At 36.1% G+C, this 23,456-nt stretch carries 23 protein-coding genes and 1 riboswitch; of the genes, 7 read left to right on the top strand and 16 right to left on the bottom strand.

Annotated features, from left to right (window positions below):
- Nucleotides 1-171 precede the first annotated feature (171 nt).
- Nucleotides 172-771 (bottom strand): Crp/Fnr family transcriptional regulator, encoded by a 600-nt coding sequence (locus HF990_RS13035; RefSeq protein WP_016837852.1) that lies wholly within the window; start codon nt 769-771, stop codon nt 172-174.
- A gap of 147 nt (nt 772-918) precedes the next feature.
- Between HF990_RS13035 and HF990_RS13030 the strand changes: the two genes are divergently transcribed.
- From HF990_RS13030 to cysK, 4 genes are all read left to right on the top strand, one after another.
- A complete protein-coding gene (locus HF990_RS13030; protein WP_016837853.1) occupies nt 919-1,767 on the top strand; it encodes an ABC transporter ATP-binding protein in 849 nt (282 codons plus the stop codon).
- On the top strand, nt 1,733-2,485 hold the full coding sequence (locus HF990_RS13025) for an ABC transporter permease (RefSeq protein WP_016837854.1): 753 nt from the start codon (nt 1,733-1,735) through the stop codon (nt 2,483-2,485). Before HF990_RS13030 ends, HF990_RS13025 begins: the two co-directional genes overlap by 35 nt.
- Nucleotides 2,486-2,499: 14 nt before the next feature.
- On the top strand, nt 2,500-3,510 hold the full coding sequence (locus HF990_RS13020) for an aliphatic sulfonate ABC transporter substrate-binding protein (protein WP_168412755.1): 1,011 nt from the start codon (nt 2,500-2,502) through the stop codon (nt 3,508-3,510).
- A 144-nt stretch (nt 3,511-3,654) separates the two neighbouring features.
- Complete coding sequence (cysK, locus tag HF990_RS13015; RefSeq protein ID WP_016837856.1) at nt 3,655-4,578, top strand: cysteine synthase A; 924 nt, start codon at nt 3,655-3,657, stop codon at nt 4,576-4,578.
- Nucleotides 4,579-4,666: 88 nt separating this feature from the next.
- Here cysK and HF990_RS13010 read toward each other — a convergent pair whose 3' ends face one another.
- From HF990_RS13010 to mutY, 9 genes are all read right to left on the bottom strand, one after another.
- A complete protein-coding gene (locus tag HF990_RS13010) occupies nt 4,667-5,569 on the bottom strand; it encodes an ABC transporter permease (RefSeq protein ID WP_016837857.1) in 903 nt (300 codons plus the stop codon).
- Between the two features lie 15 nt (nt 5,570-5,584).
- Entirely contained in the window at nt 5,585-6,589 is a 1,005-nt protein-coding gene (locus HF990_RS13005) for an ABC transporter permease (protein WP_096552226.1), read from the bottom strand.
- A gap of 71 nt (nt 6,590-6,660) precedes the next feature.
- Entirely contained in the window at nt 6,661-8,256 is a 1,596-nt protein-coding gene (locus HF990_RS13000) for an ABC transporter substrate-binding protein (RefSeq protein ID WP_016837859.1), read from the bottom strand.
- A 34-nt stretch (nt 8,257-8,290) separates the two neighbouring features.
- Nucleotides 8,291-9,268 carry an ABC transporter ATP-binding protein gene (locus HF990_RS12995; RefSeq protein WP_016837860.1) on the bottom strand — a complete coding sequence of 326 codons (978 nt, stop codon included), beginning with the start codon at nt 9,266-9,268 and terminating at the stop codon, nt 8,291-8,293.
- Complete coding sequence (locus tag HF990_RS12990) at nt 9,243-10,256, bottom strand: ABC transporter ATP-binding protein (protein ID WP_016837861.1); 1,014 nt, start codon at nt 10,254-10,256, stop codon at nt 9,243-9,245. The genes HF990_RS12995 and HF990_RS12990 overlap by 26 nt, the downstream gene beginning before the upstream one ends.
- 455 nt (nt 10,257-10,711) lie before the next feature.
- Complete coding sequence (locus HF990_RS12985) at nt 10,712-12,457, bottom strand: ABC transporter ATP-binding protein (protein ID WP_168412754.1); 1,746 nt, start codon at nt 12,455-12,457, stop codon at nt 10,712-10,714.
- A 130-nt stretch (nt 12,458-12,587) separates the two neighbouring features.
- On the bottom strand, nt 12,588-13,136 hold the full coding sequence (gene ntdP / locus HF990_RS12980; RefSeq protein WP_016837863.1) for a nucleoside tri-diphosphate phosphatase: 549 nt from the start codon (nt 13,134-13,136) through the stop codon (nt 12,588-12,590).
- A 237-nt stretch (nt 13,137-13,373) separates the two neighbouring features.
- Nucleotides 13,374-13,514 carry a hypothetical protein gene (locus HF990_RS12975; protein ID WP_016837864.1) on the bottom strand — a complete coding sequence of 47 codons (141 nt, stop codon included), beginning with the start codon at nt 13,512-13,514 and terminating at the stop codon, nt 13,374-13,376.
- Nucleotides 13,515-13,560: 46 nt separating this feature from the next.
- Nucleotides 13,561-14,640: an A/G-specific adenine glycosylase gene (mutY, locus tag HF990_RS12970; protein ID WP_168412753.1), complete on the bottom strand. Its 1,080-nt coding sequence runs from the start codon at nt 14,638-14,640 to the stop codon at nt 13,561-13,563.
- A gap of 117 nt (nt 14,641-14,757) precedes the next feature.
- On the opposite strand from mutY, the gene HF990_RS12965 reads away from it, so the two are divergent.
- Nucleotides 14,758-15,744: a metal-dependent hydrolase gene (locus tag HF990_RS12965; RefSeq protein ID WP_016837866.1), complete on the top strand. Its 987-nt coding sequence runs from the start codon at nt 14,758-14,760 to the stop codon at nt 15,742-15,744.
- Nucleotides 15,745-15,879: 135 nt separating this feature from the next.
- On the opposite strand, the gene HF990_RS12960 is transcribed toward HF990_RS12965, so the two are convergent.
- The 3 genes from HF990_RS12960 to recX are packed head-to-tail and all read right to left on the bottom strand — an operon-like array spanning nt 15,880 to nt 17,268.
- Nucleotides 15,880-16,140, bottom strand: coding sequence for a YfhJ family protein (locus HF990_RS12960; protein ID WP_016837867.1), 261 nt, complete (start codon nt 16,138-16,140; stop codon nt 15,880-15,882).
- A 1-nt stretch (nt 16,141) separates the two neighbouring features.
- Complete coding sequence (locus HF990_RS12955) at nt 16,142-16,468, bottom strand: YfhH family protein (protein WP_168412752.1); 327 nt, start codon at nt 16,466-16,468, stop codon at nt 16,142-16,144.
- Nucleotides 16,465-17,268: a recombination regulator RecX gene (gene recX / locus HF990_RS12950; RefSeq protein WP_168412751.1), complete on the bottom strand. Its 804-nt coding sequence runs from the start codon at nt 17,266-17,268 to the stop codon at nt 16,465-16,467. Before recX ends, HF990_RS12955 begins: the two co-directional genes overlap by 4 nt.
- A 135-nt stretch (nt 17,269-17,403) precedes the next feature.
- Here recX and HF990_RS12945 point away from each other — a divergent pair, with 135 nt between their 5' ends.
- Nucleotides 17,404-18,198: a delta-lactam-biosynthetic de-N-acetylase gene (locus HF990_RS12945; protein WP_016837870.1), complete on the top strand. Its 795-nt coding sequence runs from the start codon at nt 17,404-17,406 to the stop codon at nt 18,196-18,198.
- A 384-nt stretch (nt 18,199-18,582) separates the two neighbouring features.
- On the opposite strand, the gene ribH is transcribed toward HF990_RS12945, so the two are convergent.
- The 3 genes from ribH to ribE are packed head-to-tail and all read right to left on the bottom strand — an operon-like array spanning nt 18,583 to nt 20,941.
- Nucleotides 18,583-19,050: a 6,7-dimethyl-8-ribityllumazine synthase gene (gene ribH, locus HF990_RS12940; protein WP_026019034.1), complete on the bottom strand. Its 468-nt coding sequence runs from the start codon at nt 19,048-19,050 to the stop codon at nt 18,583-18,585.
- Nucleotides 19,051-19,094: 44 nt separating this feature from the next.
- Complete coding sequence (locus HF990_RS12935) at nt 19,095-20,282, bottom strand: bifunctional 3,4-dihydroxy-2-butanone-4-phosphate synthase/GTP cyclohydrolase II (RefSeq protein WP_016837872.1); 1,188 nt, start codon at nt 20,280-20,282, stop codon at nt 19,095-19,097.
- Between the two features lie 14 nt (nt 20,283-20,296).
- Nucleotides 20,297-20,941 (bottom strand): riboflavin synthase, encoded by a 645-nt coding sequence (ribE, locus tag HF990_RS12930; RefSeq protein WP_016837873.1) that lies wholly within the window; start codon nt 20,939-20,941, stop codon nt 20,297-20,299.
- Nucleotides 20,942-21,165: 224 nt separating this feature from the next.
- Nucleotides 21,166-21,300: riboswitch (FMN riboswitch) on the bottom strand.
- A 155-nt stretch (nt 21,301-21,455) separates the two neighbouring features.
- Here ribE and rlmD point away from each other — a divergent pair.
- The gene (gene rlmD / locus HF990_RS12925; RefSeq protein ID WP_168412750.1) at nt 21,456-22,829 is read left to right on the top strand and encodes a 23S rRNA (uracil(1939)-C(5))-methyltransferase RlmD; all 1,374 of its coding nucleotides are present in this window, start codon (nt 21,456-21,458) and stop codon (nt 22,827-22,829) included.
- Nucleotides 22,830-23,456: the final 627 nt, after the last annotated feature.

Below are 23,456 nucleotides of genomic sequence, written 5' to 3'. Positions count from 1 at the left end.
ATTTCGATTATTGTCAGTACGCTTCGATAACATCCTAAATTTCCCCCGTTAACCAAGAATTCTATCCCTATTATACAAAAAAGCCTGTAGATTTGGCCCCTAGTTAGGGACTTTGTCTACAAGCTGAAAGAGCGAATCGATTCGCTCTTTTTTTGTTGGCTGAAAAATATTTTATTGTAGTTTTTCAACATCAACTATCATAATGATTCCACTATCATAAGAAAGGGCTCCATCTTTTTTCCATTTACTTAAATAGTTACTGATTTTTTGACGGCTGCAACCAAGATAATTCGCCATTTCTTCATGGGTCAGAGGAGATTCAATTAATAGTACTCCTTCTTTATCTTTTGCCATTTTTAAAAGCAACCATCGTAACCGTTCAGGAACTGTCATCGTAGAAAGCACGAAGTTTAACTGTTCCGCTTTTTCTAATTGTTGTATCAAAGAATCAAAAATAAAACTTTCTCTTATATAAGGATTATGTAATAAATCAATCGGCATTGAATAAAGTATACAATCTGTCAGCGCCACAGCGTATCTTGTATATTCCTGACATCCCTTTAAATATTCTAAATATCCAAAAAACTCATTTGACTCGTTTAAAGAAATGGTCGTTGTTTTACCATCTAAAGAATCCGCAGCCAGTTTCACTATTCCCTTTTCAATATAATAAAATGAATTTATTTTCTCTCCTGTTTGATAAATCGGTTTTCCCCTTTTTACTGTAACTAACTCACCGAATTGCATTAATTTATCTGCGATTTTTCCCATAATTCCTCCTTATATACTTTGATTATACTAAAATCTTTTAATTTTGTAACAAAAGTGACAGAAATTATTTTTATTAATGATTAAAATTTCTTTTAACAACAAAACCCATTAATTTAGTTTGTTTTATAAGAAATTAGGTGAATGAAAATGACCGAACATATTGTATTACAGAACGTATACAAAACGTTTTCTAAGAAAAATCATTCCGAGACAGTTGCATTAGAAGATGTTTCACTATCAATAAAACGTGGTGAATTCATCTCCTTACTTGGACCTTCTGGATGTGGGAAATCTACATTATTAAATATCATTGCTGGACTTGAAAAAGAAACTTCTGGACAAGTGCTAATTAATGGCTCACCGATTACAGGGCCTGGAAATGATCGTATTGTTGTTTTTCAAGAATCCGGCTTATTTCCTTGGATGACTGTTTTAGAAAATGTCATGTATGGATTGCTTATAAAAAAAGTGCCAAAAGAAGAAGCAAAGATGCGGGCAATGAATTGGATTCAAAAAGTGCACCTTGGCAAGTTTGCTGACAGAAGCCCTCATGAATTATCTGGAGGGATGAAGCAGCGAGTTGCTATTGCTCGAGCTTTAGTAATGGACCCAGAAATATTATTAATGGATGAACCTTTCGCTGCATTAGATGAACAAACGCGAATGGTACTTCATCAAGAACTGGAGACCTTATGGAGAGAAACGGGTAAAACAGTTATTTTTGTTACCCACAACATTCGTGAAGCTGTCGTTCTTTCAGATCGAATTGTATTAATGAAAACACGGCCAGGTGGAATAAAAAATATATTTTCAGTGCAGGCAGCACGTCCACGCAATTCATCCGACAGCATTTTAAATTATTTAGAAACTCGCATTTTATCTGAGCTTGAGCAAGAGATGGAAAAAGTGCTGAAGGAGGAATTAGGCAGTGATTACGCACTTAAGAAGGATCGCCTTCATATTGATCCTCATAATAATTTGGGAAGCGATATCTAAACTCCAACTATTTCCTGCATTTATGTGGCCACCCCTACTTTTTCCAAATGAACCTGGGGGAGTAACTGTATTTAAAACTTTCATTAGTGGAATTGCCTCTGGTCAATTGCTAGAAGCTACAGGTGCTTCCCTACTAAGGCTGATTATCGGATTTATTATTGCTGTCGTAATTGGGCTGCTACTAGGATTATTAATTTATAAATATAAAGTTGTAGATGATACGCTTGGATTTTTTGTAACAAGCTTACAGGCGATTCCAAATATCGTTTGGTTGCCGCTAGCCATTTTATGGTTCGGACTAGGGGTAGGATCTGTTCTATTTATTGTCATATTAGGTGCCGCCATCTCTGTGACCATTACATCGAGCGCTGCATTTAAAGGAGTAAATCCCCTATTGATACGTGTAGCACAAACGATGGGATCTTCTGGCTGGCATTTATTCCGAACTGTTATTTTTAAAGCTTCCATCCCGCAGCTAATTGCAGGACTTCGCATTGCTTGGGCTCTTGCTTGGCGAGCCGTTCTTGCTGGAGAATTACTTGGCGGCGGTGGTGGCGGTCTTGGAACATTGCTTGACTTAGGCCGCTCTATTCAAGCGATGGATTTAATTTTCAGCATCATGATCATCATCGGAATCATTGGCTCTCTAATAGACAATATTGTCTTCGTTCGCCTCGAAAAATTTGTATTCCGTAAATGGGGCATTTCATCAACTTAAAAGGAGATGTAAAAATGAAAAAGATTTTATACTTAGCGATTTTATCACTTATCGTATTTGTACTCGCTGCATGTGGAAACAGCGGTTCAGAAAATAGTGGAGAATCTGGAGGTAGTTCTGAAGCAACTGAAATTCGTATCGGCTATTTCCCAAATATGACACATATCGCAACAATTGTGGCATTGAAAAAAGGATATTTTGAAGAACAATTTGGCGATGTAAAGATTTCTACAAATACTTTTAGTGATGGTTCTTCCTTCATGGAAGCTATGTCAACTAACGCCATTGATATCGGTACAGTAGGACCTACTCCAGCTTTAAACACATTTATTAAAAATCCAAAACACGAAATTATTTCAGGTGCAGTTAACGGTGGAGCGGTTTTAGTTGTTGCTGGCGATTCAAATATAAACTCTGTGCAAGATTTAGTTGGTAAAAAAATCGCTATCCCAACATTCGGTAGTACGCAAGATGTTGGTTTAAGAAAATCTCTAATTGACGCTGGGGTAAATGTGAAAGATGTCATTACAGTTAAACAAGCACCAGCTGATACAGCAGCATTAATATTAAAAGGAGAATTAGATGGTGCTGCAACTCAAGAACCTTGGGGAGTAAATATCGAAACAACTGCAGGTGCTAAATTATTATTAGATGAAAATGAATTTGCTTGGGGCAGTGAATCAACAAACACTGTTGTAGTAGCACAAACAAAATTTACAGAAGCTAACCCAGAACTTACAAAAAAATATTTAAAAGCGCATATTCAAGCGATTCAATTTATTAATGAAAATCCAGATGAAGCGATTCAACTATTCTTAGATCATATTAAAGAAATTACAGGTAAAGAGCTTTCATCTGATGAAGTAACGAAAGCATTTGCTCGATTAAAAGCGACAACAGATGTAAATGAAGATGTCATTAAAGAAATGGCAGTAATTTCAAAAGAAGCCGGATACATTAATTCTGACAACATCGAAGGACTTGTAAACCTTTCTTATTTAAATGAAGTATTAAATGAACAATAATAACAAAATTTTATTGTAAAATGCGGGCACTTAACCAAGTCTTGTCCTTATCCTATGGGTATGAGCAACTTGGAGAAGTTGCCCGTCTTCGTTTAATGAAAGTACTGTTAATTTTTAGTAACACTCTTTGAAAGGACGTCCATTATGAAAAGATATAATTCGATCGTAGAACTTATTGGCAACACGCCCATTGTGAAATTAAATAAACTACCTTCTCCTGAAGGAGCAAACGTTTATATAAAATTGGAATCTTTTAACCCTGGTGGGAGCGTAAAAGACCGCGCTGCCTATAATATGATTGTACGTGCAGAAAAAGAAGGAAAATTAATCCCTGGGAAAAGTACCGTCATTGAACCAACGTCAGGAAATACAGGAATCGGGCTTGCAATGGTTTGTGCAGTTAGAGGTTATCGTTGTATTATTACGATGCCTGATAATGCAACGAAAGAACGCATTCAATTAATGCGGGCATATGGAGCAGAAGTGTACTTAACTCCAAGTCATTTGAGAATGCAAGGTGCCATTGATGAAGCATATCGAATTGCAGCAAACATTCCAGATCACTTCATTCCACTCCAATTCGAGAACGAAGCCAATTCGGATGCTCATCGAAATACAACAGCGGTTGAAATATTAAATGCTTTCGGAAATCAACTAGATGCTTTTGTTTTAACAGCAGGTACTGGCGGCACTATTACAGGTACAGGAGAAGAATTGAAGAAAGCTTTGCCAAACTTGAAAATTTACGTTGTTGAACCAGCTGGATCTCCAGTACTCGCTGGTGGAAGCCCAGGGCCACACAAAATCCCAGGCACAGGACCAGGATTCATCCCTAAAATTTTAAATACAAACATTTATGATAAAATTCTTCATATAGAAGATGGAGCTGCCCAAGAGACAGCAAGACGTCTAGCTAGTGAAGAAGGAATTTTAGTCGGTGCATCTGGCGCAGCTTCTGCCTATTTTGCAATTCAATTTGCGAAAGACCTTCCTAAACAAGCAAATGTGCTGTGCCTTGCACCTGATACTGGAGAACGATACTTATCGACAGATTTATTTGAAGTATAAATAAAGATCCAAAGTCAATAATGCTAAAAAGAGCTTGCTAGAATGACAAAAATTCCAGCAAGCTCTTATTTATCAAATTGGAAAGACTTTAGTTTTTCATTTTTGGATCAAGCGCATCTCTTAATCCGTCCCCCATTAAATTAAATCCAAGAACAGTTAACATAATTGCAAGTCCAGGGAAAATCATTGTCCAAGGTGCATTCATTAAATAAATGCGTGCATCCGCTAACATTTTACCCCATTCTGGTTGTGGCGGTTCCGCTCCTAACCCTAAGAAGCTGAGAGCTGCCGCTTCAATGATAGCAGTCGCAATTGCTAATGTACCTTGAACGATGACTGGTGCAAAAGAGTTTGGCAATATGTGTCTTAATAATATTCTGGAATCTTTCATTCCAATTGCCTTTGCTGCTGTTATATATTCTTCTTCTTTAACACTTAATACTTTTGAACGAATTAACCTTCCAAAATTCGGCACGTTTACGATAGCAATCGCAATGAGAGCATTTTGTAAGGAACTACCTAAAATTGAAACAATTGCAATAGCCAATAATATACTTGGAAAGGCTAGTAAAATATCAAAGAACCTTGAAATGATCGTATCAACCCATCGACCATAATAGCCTGCAATGATTCCTAAAAAACTACCAAGAACAGCAGACAATACAACCGCACCAAAGCCGACTGTTAAAGAAATTTGTGCCCCCCATACAACACGAGAAAAAATATCTCTTCCAAATTCATCTGTTCCAAACCAAAATTCACTTGAAGGAGGTACTAAATGAGTGCTTGGATCTCCTAACTTTTGCTCGTTAATCCCTTCAGGAGCAATAATTGGAGCAAAAAGTGCAACAAGGATGAAAAACAATACAATGACTGTTCCCGCTACAGCCGATTTACTTCTTAGAAAAGTGCGTAACGCTTCTTTCCAAGGAGACGTCACTTTATCTTCCACTACTTGCACATTCATGTCTTTTGTTGCTGTTTCTGCCATAGTCTCCCCCTCCTTCTAGTTGTACTTAATTCGCTTGTCAATGAATGAATATAAAATATCGACAATAAAGTTGATAATGACGAAGAGAAATGCCACAACTAAAATGCCAGATTGAATCACCGGATAATCCCTAAATCCAATTGCTTCATATATGTAGCGACCAATTCCTGGCCAACTAAAAATTGTTTCTGTTAAAATAGCTCCACCTAACAGCAATCCAGTTTGTAAACCAATTACCGTTAAAATTGGAATAATTGCATTTTTTAAAGCATGTTTATACACGACAATAAACATTTTTTGTCCTTTTGCACGAGCTGTGCGAATGTAATCAGATCGCATTACTTCAAGCATAGATGAACGAGTCATTCTGGCAATAATCGCCATCGGGATAGTTGCAAGAGCCATTCCAGGCAAAATTAGGTGTTTTACGACTGTTCCAAATTGATCATATCTACCTTGAATTAATGTATCGATTAAATAAAAATGCGTTATGGCCATAATTGGATCTCGTACTTCCTCACGTCCAGAAGTAGGAAACCATCCTAAATTAATGCTGAACAACCATTGTTCTAACAAACCAAGCCAAAACACTGGCACCGATACGCCAATTAAAGCAATTACCATTGCTAAATAATCAAACCAAGTATTTTGGAACCAAGCCGATATAATACCAGCATTCATTCCGATTACAACTGCAATAAACATCGCAAAAAACGCTAATTCAAAGGTTGCGGCAAGATATGGCCAAATTTCAGTAGATATTGGTTGATTTGTTCGGATAGATACCCCTAAGTCTCCTGTAAGCAACCCTTTTAAGTAATCAAAATATTGAATATACCACGGATTATTTAGTCCTAAATTTTCTCTTAATGCTTCCACAGATTCTTTTGTTGCTTGTTGTCCTAAAATCATTTGGGCTGGATCCCCAGGAATTGCACGAATAATTAAAAATACAATAAAAGTCATTCCAAGAAGCACAGGGATTAGTTGCAAAAATCTACGCCCTATGTAGTGAAGCATATTCTTCACCCCTCTACAAATGGTATAAATGCTTGGCACTCATACAACTTGCATGAGTGCCTTGCATGAAATTACTGAATTTCTACATTCGATAATACTTCTGAACCCGTTGGATGTGGTTTGTAGTTCGTTACACCTTTCTTAGCAGCAAGAAGTGGTATAGAGTGAGCTAATGGTACCCAAGGAGCGTCTTCTTTTATAATCTCTTGAGCTTTCTTATATAGCTCATTTCTCTTTTCTTCGTCTACTTCAGATTGAGCTTGGATTAGTAAGTTGTGAACTTCTTCGTTCGCATAGTACGCATAGTTATTGCTTCCGATTGTATCTTTATCTAGTAATGTATAAATGAAGTTATCTGCATCCCCATTGTCACCAGTCCAACCTAATAAGAATGCATCGAATTCACCATTTTTCGCCATATCTAAATATGTTGCCCATTCTGCTGTTTTAATTTCAGATGGAATTCCAACGTCTTGTAAGTTTTTCTGAATAGCTTCAGCAATTTTTCTTCCATCTGGCATATATGGACGTGGTACAGGCATCGCCCAAAGTTCAATTGGTGTACCATCATATCCAGCTTCAGCAAGAAGAGCTTTTGCTTTTTCTGGATCATATTCATAATCTTTTATCGCATCATTATAACCGCTAATAGATGGTGGCATTGGGTTTACTGCCACTTCAGCTCTTCCCAAATAGAATGCGTCTACAATCGCTTGTTTATCAATTGCATGGTTCACTGCTTGACGCACTAGTTTATTATCAAATGGTGGACGAGTGTTAGTTAAACCTAAATAACCAATATTCATAGATGGTCGTTCAATTAGTTGTAAATTCGCGTTTGCTTCAACTGATTGTGCATCTGATGGATTAATTCCGTCTGCTAAATCGATTTCCCCAGCAACTAATGCATTTAAGCGCGCTGAGTTATCAGGAATAGAGCGGAAAATAACTTTGTCTAACTTTGGTAAACCTTCTTGCCAGTAATCTTCAAATTTTTCAAGTGTAATAGAATCATTTCGTTTCCATTCAACAAACTTAAATGGTCCAGTACCAACTGGATTATCTCCAAAGCTTTCACCATATTGATCTAAAGCTGTAGGTGAAGCAATACCGAATGGGAACATCGCTAAGTTTTTCAAGAATGGTGCTTGTGGTCTTGATAATTTAAAGATAACCGTATAATCGCCATCAGCAATTACTTCACTAATAATATCTTCTCCATCAGCTTTAAACATGGAGTGATAGTAATAGAATTTTTCTGAAGCTCCAGCTTTCCAGCGTTCGAAGTTTTTCACTACCGCTTCAGCATTGAAATCTGTACCATCATGGAACTTGACACCTTCACGTAGTTTAAACGTATACGTTAAACCATCTTCACTTACTTCCCAGCTCTCAGCAAGTCCTGGGTGAATCGTTGTATCTTGCTCACCGAAATTTACTAATGTTTCATATATGTTGATTGTTACTTTTGCTGATTCACCATCTGTAACAATCGCTGGGTCTAGAGATACTGAATCTCCACCGCGTCCAAATACTAATACTTGCGGTACATTTGATTTTTTGTCTCCGTCCGTTTCAGCTGGTTCATTCGCTTTATCATTACCGCTACAAGCAGCCAAAACGAATATCAGTAGAAGCAGTCCTACTGACCAAAGTTTTTTTAACATAAAACCCCTCCTAATTTCAAATCTTAAATTTATGTCATTGCTGCGGTTCATCATAAAGATGACACGCAACAGAATGACCAGGTTTAACTTCTTTTAATTCTGGAACTATTGTCTTACATGCTTCTGTTGCAAATGGACATCTTTGTTGGAATAAACAACCATTCTTTGGTAGAGATTCTGCAACATCTCCTTGAATCAAGATTTGTTCCTTTTGATAAGTAGGGTCCGGTATTGGAACTGAAGAAAGCAACACTTTTGTATATGGATGTAACGGTTCCTCGTAAAGAGATTCGCATTCTGCTAATTCTACTAATCTTCCTAAATACATGACCCCTACACGATCACTAATGTGTCGTACAACACCTAAATCATGTGCAATAAATATATATGTTAGTTTCAAATCTTCTTGTAAGCGCTTCATTAGATTTAGAACTTGAGCCTGTATCGAAACGTCTAATGCTGACACTGGTTCATCAGCAATGATGAGTTTTGGATTTGTCATTAGAGCTCTTGCAATACCAATTCGCTGTCTTTGCCCACCGCTAAATTGGTGGGGATATCTTTTTGCATGGTACGAATTTAAACCAACGATTTGGAGAAATTCTTTTACCATTTCTTTTCGAACACTTTTATTTCCAATACCATGAACAATTAACGGTTCTTCTAATATTTGTTCAACAGTATGTCTTGGATTTAATGAAGCATAAGGGTCTTGGAACACCATTTGTAAATCTCTTCTTGCTTTCCGCATCTCACTTTTTGAGAGAGATGTTAGTTCAATGCCATTAAAATAGATTTTTCCATCCGTCGGCTCCAAAAGCCGCATAATCATTCTTCCTGTTGTGGACTTTCCACAGCCCGATTCCCCCACAATGCCCAGTGTCTCACCTTCATATACTTCAAACGAAACACCATCAACCGCTTTCACTACATCAGTTGTTTTTGAAAATCCCTTTTTTTTCTTGGGAAAATGTTTTTTTAATTGTTCAACTTTCAACAGCACGTTTGTCATAAACTGTCCCCTCCCCTTTTTCCAATAAGAAACATCTTGCCTTATGATTGGCTGAAACATCATATATTGGAGGATTTTCATTAAAGCAACGTTCTCTCGCAAATTCACATCTTGGTGCAAATCGACATCCTACTTTTATTGACCCAGGTTTCGGCACTGCACCAGGAATAGAATAGAGCGTTTCTTTTTTCTCTCGCATATCTGGAACTGATTGAATTAATCCTCTTGTATATGGATGGCTCGGATTTTTAAATATTTCCATCACTGGTGCTTCTTCCACAATTTGTCCACTATACATAACAATTACTCGTTCACATATTTCCGCCACTACCCCTAAATCGTGGGTAATGAGTAGAACAGCTGAATTGAATTTTTTATTCAAGTCTTGCATTAGTTTCATAATTTGCGCTTGGATTGTTACATCCAAAGCGGTTGTCGGTTCATCAGCAATAACTAGTTTCGGATTACATGCCAAAGCCATCGCGATCATTACACGTTGTCTCATCCCCCCTGATAATTGATGGGGATATTCTTTCATCAATTCTTCTGCTCGACGAAGCCCAACAAGTTTCATCATTTCAATGGCATGATTGGCAGCCTTCTTTTTATCCCACTTATTATGTATTCGAATAGCCTCAATCAATTGGTTACCAATTGTATAGAGAGGATTTAGAGACGTCATTGGTTCTTGAAATATCATGGCAATATCTTTTCCACGAATCTTTCTCATTTCTTTTTCAGAAAGCTTCGTTAAGTCTTTGCCTTCAAGTAATATTTCACCTGATGTAATTTTTCCTGGAGGGTTTGGAACTAGTCCCATTATGGATAACGAGGTAACACTTTTCCCGCAACCAGATTCTCCAACAATTCCTAATATCTCTCCCTCATAAACTTTAAAATCTATATGATCTACTGCAGGAATTTTTCCGTCGTTAGTAAAAAACGTCGTTTCTAATCCTTTTACCTCTAACAACACTTTTCTTTCCATGTATTCACCCCATTTGTTTTTTGTAGCTTCGTGTTGAAAAATTGACTCATTTTACTTTTTACTTAGAATTTTCTGAAATAATATTGCAAAAAAAATTCGCTTGAATGAATGGCTTAGTTAATCATCCTTCTACCTTAAATCAAAAATACTACTAGTAAAAAAGTAGAATATCATAATATAATGATTTAATTTTAACAAATGCCAGATAAGAAAAAAAATTCCCTAAACTAAAAATTTTTTCATTTTACTAAACATTTTATACTTTTATATCTAACCTAGCAATATTTGTTTTTATTACAGAAAATTTAGAATTATTCAATTTATTCAATCCGACAAAAGTTTTATTTTGTTTTTTTATCTATATAAGGTGATGAAGAAATTAAATATTTTTAGAGCATAACATTATTTTCAACATAAAAAAACACCCAACCTCAATTGGTTGAGTGCAAAATCAATTATTCTAAATGTTGTATTTGGAATAAATCATGGTAAACTCCCTTTTTCGACATTAACGACTCATGAGTTCCTTCTTCAATTAGTTCACCATGATCGATAACAAATATTTTATCTGCATGGGTAATTGTTGAAAGACGGTGGGCAATAATGATTGTCGTTCTATCACTTGCCAAACGTTCCAAAGATTCCTGAATTAACGCTTCACTTTCTAAATCCAAAGCGGAAGTTGCTTCATCTAACACTAATATCGGAGGATTTTTTAAGAACACCCTTGCAATCGCGATGCGTTGTTTTTGACCTCCAGAAAGCTTCACACCTCGTTCTCCCACTTTTGTGTCATAGCCATTTGGCAAGGACATAATAAAATCATGAGCGTTTGCTGCTTTTGCTGCAGCAACGACTTCTTCATCAGTTGCATCTGGTTTTCCCATTAAAATATTTTGTTTCACTGAATCGCTGAATAAAATATTGTCTTGCAATACAATCCCAATTTGCGAGCGCAATGATTTAATATCTACATCCCGCACATCTCGATTGTCAATTTTTACCGAACCACCCGTTACATCATAAAAACGTGGGATGAGGCTAACAATCGTCGATTTTCCTCCACCGCTCATTCCTACAAACGCTGCTGTTTCTCCTGGTTGAATTGTAAAGTTTACATTTTTCAAGACTGGGTTTCCTTCTTCTTCATACTTAAATTCAACATTTTTAAACTCTACTTTCCCCGATACAGGTGGTAAAGGCAATGCATTCGATTTATTTTGAACATCATATTCTTCATCCATCAAACTAAACATTCGGTCCATGGAAGCAATGGATTGAGTAAGCGTTGTCGATGAGTTCACCAATCTTCTTAGCGGTGCATACAACCGTTCGATATAACCCATGAAGGCTGCCATTTCTCCGACAGAAAGTTGTCCATTAATGATTAAATATGATGCAAAACCAATCACTAATAATGGCGCAATATCCGTTATAGTGTTAACAACCGCAAAAGATTTTGCATTCCATCTTGTATGATCCAACGATTTTTCTAAAAACTCTCCATTTTCTTTATCAAAAATCTTTTGCTCATGTTCCTCAAGAGCAAAACTTTTTATGATGCTGATGCCGCTTACTCTTTCATGTAAATAGCTTTGTACATTTGCTAACGCTTGCGAACGTATTCTTGTTAATGCCCTTAGTCTTCCAAAAAAATATTTTACGCTAATTGCAAATAAAGGAAGAGAAATAATAGAAACAATTGTTAACTTCCAATTCATTGTTAACATGATTCCTATTACAATAAGAATCGTCGTCATATCAAGCCACAAGTTCATAAGACCAATCATCACGAAGTTTTTCGTTGATTCGACATCATTGATTACACGGGATATAATATCTCCTGCACGATGATTGGAATAATATTTCAAGCTTAATTTTTGCAAATGTACAAACAGTTTTTTTCGAATATCAAACAACACTTTATTGCTGACGTGTTGGGCAAAATATTGTCGGTAATATTCAACAGGTGGACGAATAATAAAGAAAATAATAATCGCTCCACCTAGCCAATAAACCAATTGCTCAATACGCTCGGCATTCGTTAATTCCGTATTTAATATAATATCATCGATTACAATTTTAGTTAAAAACGGAATAAATAAAGGAATAGCAAACTTAATAACTCCTATAATGAGGGTTAAAATGATTTCCCAATAATAGGGTTTTACAAATTGCATATATCTTCTAATACTATCCAAATATCGTCACATCCTTAATGCCACCCAAAGTTAGTTGAGTTCAAATTTTACTAATTGATATTTCATAAATATAACGTTTATATTTTACCACAATAAAAAGACGTCTCTTCATGTGAGACGCCATTGTTCGTTATTTATCGTTAGACCGCATGTCTTTATAAAATAAATAACGGTTTGTCCAAACTTCAATAAAGTCTTGGGCAAAAGGCCCTTTTTTTTGCTTTACCCAGCTCAACAATTTCGTTACATTTCGCTTTAAAATTTTATCAATTACTTCTGGATATCCCATTTCATTTTTATGTTGTTCATATTCATCTTCGTCTAATAATGTGTAAGATTTATCTGGAAATACTTTTATATCCAAGTCATAATCAATGTATTTAATTGCGTTATTGTCAAATACGAAAGGAGAACTCATGTTGCAGTAATAATAAACTCCATCTTCACGCAACATGCAAATAATATTAAACCAATGTTCTGCATGAAAATAACATATGGAAGGTTCCCTTGTAAGCCAAGTTCGACCATCCGCTTCCGTTACGAGCGTTCTGTCATTCGCTCCAATAATAATATTTTTCGTTCCTTTTAAAACCATCGTTTCATGCCAAACTCGGTGGATGCTTCCATTATGTTTATAACTATGTATTTGTATGGTTTCTCCTTCTTTCGGTACCGTCATTTTAGCCCCACCTTTACTCTTTCTCTATATACTCACGTTTATTATATCAATGTTTATAAAAACTTGTAGAAAATTACACATTCTTTATTTATTATATTTAGAAATTTCCTTTTTTTCTATTTAAAATGTCATAAAATTACATAAAAGCTGTGTGACAATAAGCTACAAATACAAAAATAAGGTATAGACAGACGTCTATACCTGGAAGTGAAATTTATTCACTCATTAAATAATACCTTATTTGTTGTTATTGCGGTTGTTGTTTTGTTGGTTTTGTTGATTTTGTTGTTGTTTATTTTGTTGATCTTGACGAGTTTGTTGAAAATCTTGTTCTTGAGCAAACTCCTCTTGGTTATTTTTGTTGCGATTTTTTGCCATGAATGTTCACCTCCACGCTAGATATTGTGGACAGATGAACAGGTTATTATTCCAAAGGTTTAAAAATATATTGTTTCAGAAAATTCTTAATTTTTATCATTGGCACAGGAAGTGGTAATTCCTCAATTTCTTTTAATGTTACGAACTGAACCATGTCTCCTAATGGTCCAATTTCTTTTACTTCTACTAAATGACATCGTAAATTCCAAATGAGATGTGAAAATACATGTTTTTGTTCAAAAAAATCTTCTTCCAATACTTTTGTAATTTTAACATTGTATGTTTTTTCAAAAGATTTCCCTGTTTCTTCAGGTGATTTTTCCACAAAAATCATCGGAAATTGCCACATATTTGCAAGCAAGCCATCACTATGTCGTCTTTCAAATAAGACTTTCCCATCATTCACTGCGATGTAAACATAGTAATATTCGTTTTTTACTTTTGTTTTCTTCGACTTTATTGGCAACTGGTCTGCGTCACCTTCCATAAAACTGACACAATATTCTCTAACAGGACAAAGTAAACATTTTGGAGAAGTCGGAGTACAAATCATCGCTCCCAAATCCATTAATGCTTGATTAAAATCGCCTGGGTATTCAGGATGAATAAGTTGTTCGACAGCTTTTTCAAATGTTTTGCGAGTTTTTGGAAGGGCAATATCTTCTGTTATATGTAAAACTCGGCTCAACACACGCATGACATTTCCGTCGACTGCGTGTTCTGGAAGATTATACGCAATGCTTAATATCGCTCCAGCAGTATAGGAACCTATACCTTTTAATTGTTGTAAATCATGGCGATTGTTCGGAACAATACCCCCGTATTTTTCTACAACTTCTTTAACGCCGCTTTGTAAATTACGTGCTCTTGAATAATATCCTAAGCCTTCCCACATTTTTAATAATTCTTCTTCATCGGCATATGCTAAAGCTTCAATCGAAGGATATTTCTCTATAAAACGATGATAATAAGGAATAACCGTATCAACTCTTGTTTGTTGAAGCATCACTTCTGATACCCAAATTTTATATGGATCTTTCGTACGTCTCCAAGGTAAGTCTCTTTTTTCACGGTGAAACCATTCGACAAGACTTTGTCGAAATTGTTGCGAATATGGATATTTCACTAGTACCTCCTACCAGTTTTCGATTTTAATTTTATTTAAAAGGGTATAATATAGTTATATAAATTTTGCATTTATTTTTAAAAAGCGTAGTCCTCCGATTATAAGGAGTTGATTTGGATGGATACAGGTACACATCTTGTCATGGGCATTGCGCTCGGAGGCTTATCTTTAATGGATCCAGTTGTTGCAAATCATAGCGTTACATTTGCAGCCGTTTTAACTGGGACGATTGTTGGTTCCCAAGCACCCGATGTAGATACTGTGTTGAAACTTCGCAATAATGCGGTTTATATAAGACATCATCGTGGCATTACCCACTCCACTCCTGCAGTCATTCTTTGGCCTATTGGAATTACCGCAATTGTATCACTCATTTTCCAAGACGCCAATGTACTACATCTTTGGCTATGGACATTTCTTGCCGTCTTTTTGCATGTATTTGTCGATATATTTAATGCTTACGGAACTCAAGCTTTACGCCCCTTTTCAAGAAAGTGGGTCGCCCTAGGTGTCATCAATACCTTTGATCCATATATTTTTGGTATCCACTGTATTGGAATAATTTTATGGGCTTTAGGTTCAAACCCGGTAATAATCTTCTCCATTATGTATTTCATCATCATCGGTTATTATATTTTAAGATTTTTACTTCAACAATCGGTAAAAAATGCCGTTCGTAAAACGATTCCAGATGCAAAAATCATCATTGTTGCCCCAACGATGCGTTTTTTCACTTGGCGGGTTGCTGCAAAATCTGAAACGCATTACTATGTAGGACGAGCATTTGGAAGAACGATTAATATATACGATAAATTTAAAATTCGTCCTCTACCACAAACGCCATTGGTGGAAAAAGCATTGAATGATCCAAATTTATCTGCTTTTTTATCGTTCTCGCCAATTTATCATTGGGACATTTCTGAACTAGAAAATGGTCTTACAGAAGTTCGATTAGTCGATTTAAGATATCGAAGTAATGAACATTACCCTTTTGTTGCGGTAGCTCATTTGGATGAAGATTTAAACATTATTACTTCTTATACCGGTTGGATTTACAGTGAAGACAAACTACAACGAAAATTGCAGATTGGTGCAAGTGATTGAAATTGAAGTGGTCTTTTGAAAAATCATTATGAGACGGCTCACCTGCGACAAAGAAACTTGCTTCGACTAATATTTATAAAAATCATGATTTGAGGGTGTCTAGAAAGCTTTCGACTTTCAAGACACCCCTTTTCATTACTGTTCTTCCAATAAATGTGCATATTTCGGGTTACGTCCTGCAAATTCATGGATTTTATCGCCATAACTTTCAATCCATTGGCGAATAATTCTTTCTGTATATTCTGCCCCACGATAGACATAACCAGCTTTTGCATATGTTGCTTCAAAATCAGACCATAATAATTCAATCCAAGTACGAGCTTTGTTTTCAGATAAAAACGGATTTTTTTCTAATAATTCTTTCGTCAATTTATCCATAAGTGTGTATGCGTCCATATTATTCCCCCGCTTTCAATGGTGAGAGCATGGAAATAGGTAACGCTTCTTCAAAATTTTCACCGTTTAATCGGAAACCCCATGCAAAGCGTCCTTTTAAATATTCTACTTTGAAATATTCCCCAGGAGCACCATCAATTCTGTAAATCTCACCAGGCTTAATAAGTGACGGATCCATTAAATACGCTTGAGCCATAAGCGCTTTTCTTTCGTAAACCGCAAACTCATTGACGATTCCTAATTGTTCTGCTTTTCTTGCTTTTTCCTTAAGGTTTGCTATTTCCTGTCTCAATTCTTCTGGAGTCATTTGAGCATAAGTTTTTTTCATTCCTTCTCCCTCTTTTCATCGATAAATCGCTCGATTATCTCTAATGGAAATCCTTTTTGATACAGGGCTTGTTTTACTTTTAATTCAAGTTGCTTGTCTTCATATTTCCGAACATATTTATTCCAAATTTTTTCACCTTGTAAGGTAATTAATTCGTACCATTCATCATCTTCTCGCTCTAATTGAATTTGGTCAAGTATTTCATTCACAATTTCAAAAGAATATCCTTTTCGAATTAATACGTCCTGTATTTTTTGCTTTATTTGGGTAGGTGTTTTATTGCTATTCATCTTCACTGTTTTTTCAGCTAACTGCATCGCTAATTGCATTTGTTCTTCATATGTAAATGTTTTTAATGTTTTTTCGAGCGTTTTTTTATCAATTCCTTTTTTTATTAAGTCTTGCTTTATAGCCATTGGACCTTTTTTTGCAGTTTTTTTACTTGTTTCAAGCAATGCTTTTGAATACGTTTCATCATTGAGGAAACCTAATTTTTCAAGTTTCCGAATTGCTTCGAGTACAACTGATTCGCCAAAGCCCGCATCAAGTAACTTTTTTTTCACCTCATATTCACTTCGCATTTGATAGCTTAAATATGATGATGCTCGATTAAAGGCTTTCGCAATTTCATCCTCATATGCAATTTCATCAATTTCAAATGAATCGAGTAATTTCCCTTTTGTTAAGCCAAACTTAATTAAAGTGGATTCATCTACTGAAAAGGCAAATTCTTCATTTAAATATATATTGTAGCGCTCTTTATTATTTTTTTGACGGGTGATTTTTGTAATTACTTGCATTGAAACACTCCTCGTTTTTAGTATACACAAAATCCCGAAACGTTCATATGATTTGGGATATTTGCCATTCGATATAAGTCGCATAAACACTTTCTTTTTGCACAATCTAAGGCAAAAAGGAGAGGAGGTAGCAAGTTGAAATGGATCAATATTGCCCTGGCCATTGTTTTGTTATTTAGTATCCCAGCACCTCAAGCATTCGCAAAAGAATACCATTGGGGTTTTACAAAATCGAAAAATGGAAATCCCCCAGATGTTGGTGCAGAGTTTGAAGGATTATTAAAAAACTACGGTGCGTTTTATAGAGGAAATCCAGAGAAAAAAGTAATTTATTTAACTTTCGATAACGGATTTGAAGCAGGTTATACGGAAAAAATACTCGATACATTAAAGAAAGAAGATGTGAAAGCAACCTTTTTCTTAACGGGACATTATTTAACAAGTGCATCGGATTTAGTGAAGAGAATGGTTAAAGATGGGCACACGATCGGAAACCATTCAGATAAGCATCCGAACATGGCTAGATTATCACGCGAAGGAATGCTAAGAGAATGGCAAAATTTTGATAAGAAATTAAAAGAGATTACGGGTATTAATCGTACTTATTATGTTCGACCACCTGAAGGAATTTTTAGTACTGAATTGTTAGAAGTAGGCAATGAAAATGGCTATACTCACATCTTTTGGTCCATTGCTTTCAGAGATTGGGATACCGATCAAAAGAAAGGTGCAGATTACGCATACAACGAGTTAATCAGTCAGCTGCATCCCGGAGCTATTATATTAATGCATACGGTTGCTGAACATAATGCTGATGCATTGCCGGATTTTATAAAAGAAGCGAAAAAACAGGGTTATACTTTTGGAACCTTGGACGATCTTGTATTTGATCATTTAGTTGATGATTATTTATGGGGGAAAGCTTCTTAATATAATTTGTGGAACCCATTTTAAAATGGGTTCCTTTTACAATGCTTGCTTGTGCGGATACAACTTCTGCATGAGCAGATAAACATCACACTTGTGCACTAAGCTCCCCTGTTTGTGTGGATAACTCTTCTACTTGTGCGGATAAACATAGTACTCGTGCACTTAGATTCCCTTCTTGTGCGGATACAACTCTTGCTTGTGTAAATAAACCTCGCTTATGCAGTTACCTCCACCGCTAATGCGTATACAACCCCTTCTCTTGCAGATAACTCTTCCACTTGTGCAAATACCCTCAACTTTAGCAATAAAATCCTTCAACTTATAAAATCTACCTAATAAAAAAGCTGCCTAGAAAGTTTTCCTCTCCAAACAGCTTTTCATCTATTATTTAAACATCTTTTTCAAATTCGCCATTTCAATCGCAGAAACAGCTGCATCATAACCTTTATTTCCAGCTTTTGTTCCAGCGCGTTCAATCGCTTGTTCAATATTTTCCGTTGTAACAATTCCGAAAATGACTGGCACATTTGTTTGCAGAGAAACTTGTGCAATGCCTTTTGCTGCTTCATTACATACATAATCGTAATGAGTTGTAGAACCACGAATAACCGTTCCTAAACCGATTACCGCATCATACTCGCCAGTTTCAGCCATTTGTTTTGCAATAAACGGTATTTCAAAAGCACCCGGTACCCATGCCACATCAATATTTTCTTCATCCACTCCATGGCGCTTCAATCCGTCCATTGCGCCATCTAGCAATTTACTTGTAATAAATTCGTTAAATCTTCCTACTACAATGCCAATTTTCAGCCCTGTTCCAACTAAATTTGCTTCAAATATTTTTCCCATTTCCAACTACTCCCTCTTCTAAAATGTAAATACAATATCTTTGTTTAAATAAAATGATGCATTTTTTCTCTTTTTGTTTTTAAATAAAAAGCATTAGCATTATTCGGTTCGATTTTAATTGGCACACGTTCCACAACTTGGATGCCATATTTCTCGATACCTTCAATTTTTTCTGGATTGTTCGTCATTAATCGAATTTTTGTAATGCCTAAGTCTTTTAACATTTGTGCACTTAATGCATAATCTCTCAACTCTGCAGGAAACCCAAGTTTCAGATTGGCTTCAACCGTATCAAAACCTTGTTCCTGTAATGCATATGCTTTGAGCTTATTAATTAATCCGATGCCGCGTCCTTCTTGTTGCATATATAATAGAACGCCTTTTCCTTCCTTCTCTATCATCTCTAATGACTTTTCTAACTGTGGACCACAATCGCAACGTTTTGAATGAAAAACATCTCCCGTTAAACAAGCTGAATGAATTCGTACAAGCGGTGTTTCTCCTTCATGGATATCCCCTTTTACTAATGCCACATGTTCCAATCCATCAACATCATTTTCATAACCAATCATTCGAAAATTTCCGAATGTTGTCGGCATATTTACTGATGCTGCCCGACTTACAACCACTTCATTTCGGAAACGATAACGAACTAATTCCTCAATTGAAATAATTTTTAAATCATGTGCTTTTGCGAATTTCAATAAATCATCGAGGCGAGACATTTTTCCGTCATCCCCCATAATTTCGCAAATCACACCCGCAGGAAATGATCCTGCAATCCTAGCTAGATCAACTGCAGCCTCTGTATGCCCTTGTCTTTCCAATACTCCATTTTTCTTGGCGATAAGCGGAAAAACATGTCCTGGTCTGCGAAAATCTTCTTTTTTCGCATCATCATCTATCATTTTTAAAATCGTTGTTGAACGCTCATATGCACTAATGCCTGTTGTCGTGCTAATATGGTCGATACTAACGGTAAATGCTGTTTGATGATTGTCTGTATTATTTGCAACCATTGCATGTAAATCCAATTTTTGTGCCAATTCTTCTATGATGGGCGTACAAATTAAACCTCGGCCGTATGTCGCCATAAAATTGATGGTCTCTGGTGTTGCATGCTCTGCTAAAGCCACTAAATCCCCTTCGTTTTCCCGATTTTCATCATCCACAACGATGATGGTTTTCCCCTTTTTCAATTCTTCAATTGCTTCCTCGATCGTGTTCAACATTAAAACCACCATCCTTAAAATCCTTTTTGAGTTAAAAACTCTAACGTAATTTTTGATTCTTCTTTTTGATTGATTTTCTTTAAATGATGTAACACGTATTTTCCCAACATATCCGTCTCAATATTCACTTGATCGCCAATCCCTTTCATTCCTAAAATCGTTTCTGAATACGTATGAGGAATGAGAGAAATTGTGACGCTTGTATCACTAACTCCAAAAATCGTCAAACTTGTCCCGTCAATCGTAATGGATCCTTTAGGAATACATTGTTCTAACAGTTCTTTCGGCATCTCAATTTCGTAATACACTGCATTGGATACCGGCTTTTTGCTGCGAATCGTTCCTACTCCATCCACATGACCCGACACAATATGGCCACCAAAACGTCCACCAGCTGCCATTGCTCTTTCTAAATTGACATAGTCTCCTTTTTTTAACTGATGAATCGTTGTGGCTTTTACAGTTTCCGGCATGACATCTACCGTCATTTCATCTTTTGTTAAATGAGTAACTGTTAGACAAACGCCATTGACAGCAATACTGTCTCCTAAAGACGCATCTGACACAATTTTTGGAGAATGAATAACGATTTTCATACTTTTTTCGTCTTTTTGAATAGCAGTGACAATTCCTTTGTCTTCAATTAAGCCAGTAAACATGTAAATCCCCCTCATTTTTTAATAAAAGCAAAAACCCCATTAAGCGAAAACTTAACGGGGTTGGGAGAATGATGTATTTTTAGGCATGACAAAAAAGCCTGTGTACAGGCAAATTTTTCACGTATACCTAAATAAAAACTCCCGCTTATATGCGGGAGATAGAATGTAAAAAAGGGTATACTAAACTAGCCCATTAACTAACGATTAATGGGTATTTTTTACAAACCATCCTTCTCCCATCCAGACTTTCACTGTCGGCTTTGGATTCTCACCAAATCCTGCTCCAAAAGAGCTCGCGGGCTTAGAAGCATTGCTTCATCACCGCCGATTGGGAATTTCACCCGACCCCGAAGGATATAAAAATATTTAATTATCTATAACAATAACACTTATTTCGGAGAAAATCCACATAATCAACTTGATTTATTATCTTGCACTAATCATACATATGCAATTTTACCTATCCTTATTCGATTGCTATAATATTTGAAGATTGAATAAAGGACGTGAAATGATGTCTGAAAAAGTGCAAATCGAAATCGGTCAAAAATTTCCATTAACAATTAAACGACTTGGAATCAATGGTGAAGGTGTCGGCTTTTTCAAGCGGAATGTTGTATTCGTAAAAGGAGCACTTCCTGGTGAAGTCGTCACAGCAAAAGTTTCAAAAATCCATAAAAATTTTGCCGAGGCGGAAATTGTGCGAATTAGAGAAACTTCAAAAAATCGCATAACCCCTCCATGCAAAATTTATGAGCAATGTGGGGGATGCCAATTACAACACTTATCATACGAAGGACAATTAAAAGAAAAGCGTGATATCGTTATTCAAGCTTTAGAAAAATATGTACCACAGATTGCTGAAAATGCAGAAATACGTATTACTATTGGAATGGACAATCCATGGCATTATCGAAATAAAAGCTCTTTCCAGGTACGAAAAAATGGTAGCTATGTTTCTGCCGGATTGTTCGTCGAAGGCACGAATAAACTCTTAAATATCAATGATTGCATCGTACAACATCCTGTAACAACAAAAATTACTGTCGGCATCCGAAAGCTTTTACAAAAACTGAACATTCCAATCTATGATGGAAAATCAAAAGGAATTGTTCGCACCATTGTCGTTCGTACAGGTATTCAAACAGGAGAAACACAAGTTTGCCTTGTTACGACGAAAAAAGAAATTCCTAAAAAAGCGGAATTAATACAAGGCATAAAAAATTTGGATTCAAGCATTGTTTCCATCACTCAAAATATCAACCCTTCAAAAACTTCCTTGATTTTTGGGGATGATACCATTGTACTTGATGGCAAAGAGACGATACACGAAAAATTAGGAGAACTTGCTTTTGATTTATCTTCCCGCGCATTTTTCCAACTCAATCCAAAACAAACCGTTGTTTTATATGATGAAATCAAAAAAGCCGCGGGGTTAACTGGCAAAGAAACAGTTGTAGATGCCTATTGTGGTGTCGGAACTATCGGTTTATGGCTTGCAAAAGATGCAAAAGAAGTACGTGGAATGGATATCGTTCCTGAGTCCATTGAAGATGCTAAAAAAAATGCACAAAACCACGGATTTACTCATGCCAAATACTATAACGGTCCAGCAGAAGAGTGGCTTAAGAAATGGGCGAAAGAAGGATTTGTACCAGACGTTGTAACGGTCGATCCACCTCGTACTGGTCTTGCACCAAATTTTATTAAAACCGTATTAAAAATTAAACCAAAACGATTCGTCTATACTTCTTGCAACCCATCCACTTTCGCAAGGGATTTAAAAGAATTATCTAGGCTATACACCGTTGAATACATCCAACCAGTTGATATGTTCCCTCAGACAGCTCGGGTTGAAATAGTATCGAAATTAACTTTAAAAAAATAAGTGCTAGAAAAAGGGAGGACGGCTGAAAAATAATTTTAAGCCACCTCCTTTTTTAACTGACGTTAACACTTTCGTTACAAATAAATTGCGACGAAGCGGCGCGTTTAATGTGACCCCCATAGAAAAAGAAATATGTAGATCATAAAAATTTGGCTATTATTTTATTTGGATTGACTATTATCTCGGACGAGTTGGCTATTATTTCTTTGAGGTTGACTATTATCCCATCTCTGCTGATGCGAATTTTTGGCTTTGGCTATTATTTTATCTAGGTTGACTATTATCTCGGACGAGTTGGCTATTATCTCTTTGGATTTGACTATTATCCCATCTCTGCTGATGCGAATTTTTGGCTTTGGCTATTATTTTATTTGGGTTGACTATTATCTCGGACGAGTTGGCTATTATCTCACTGCTTTTGGCTATTATCCCATCTCTGCTGATGCGAATTTTTGGCTTTGGCTATTATTTTATTTGGGTTGACTATTATCTCGGACGAGTTGGCTATTATCTCACTGCTTTTGACTATTATCCCATCTCTGCTGATGCGAATTTTTGGCTTTGGCTATTATTTTATCTAGGTTGACTATTATCTCGGACGAGTTGGCTATTATCTCTTTGGATTTG

The sequence above is a fragment of the Ureibacillus thermosphaericus genome (genome assembly GCF_012396605.1).
Classification (GTDB): domain Bacteria; phylum Bacillota; class Bacilli; order Bacillales_A; family Planococcaceae; genus Ureibacillus; species Ureibacillus thermosphaericus.
The sequence above is the reverse complement of the archived record's forward strand: the minus strand, read 5'-3'. Positions and strand labels throughout refer to the sequence as shown.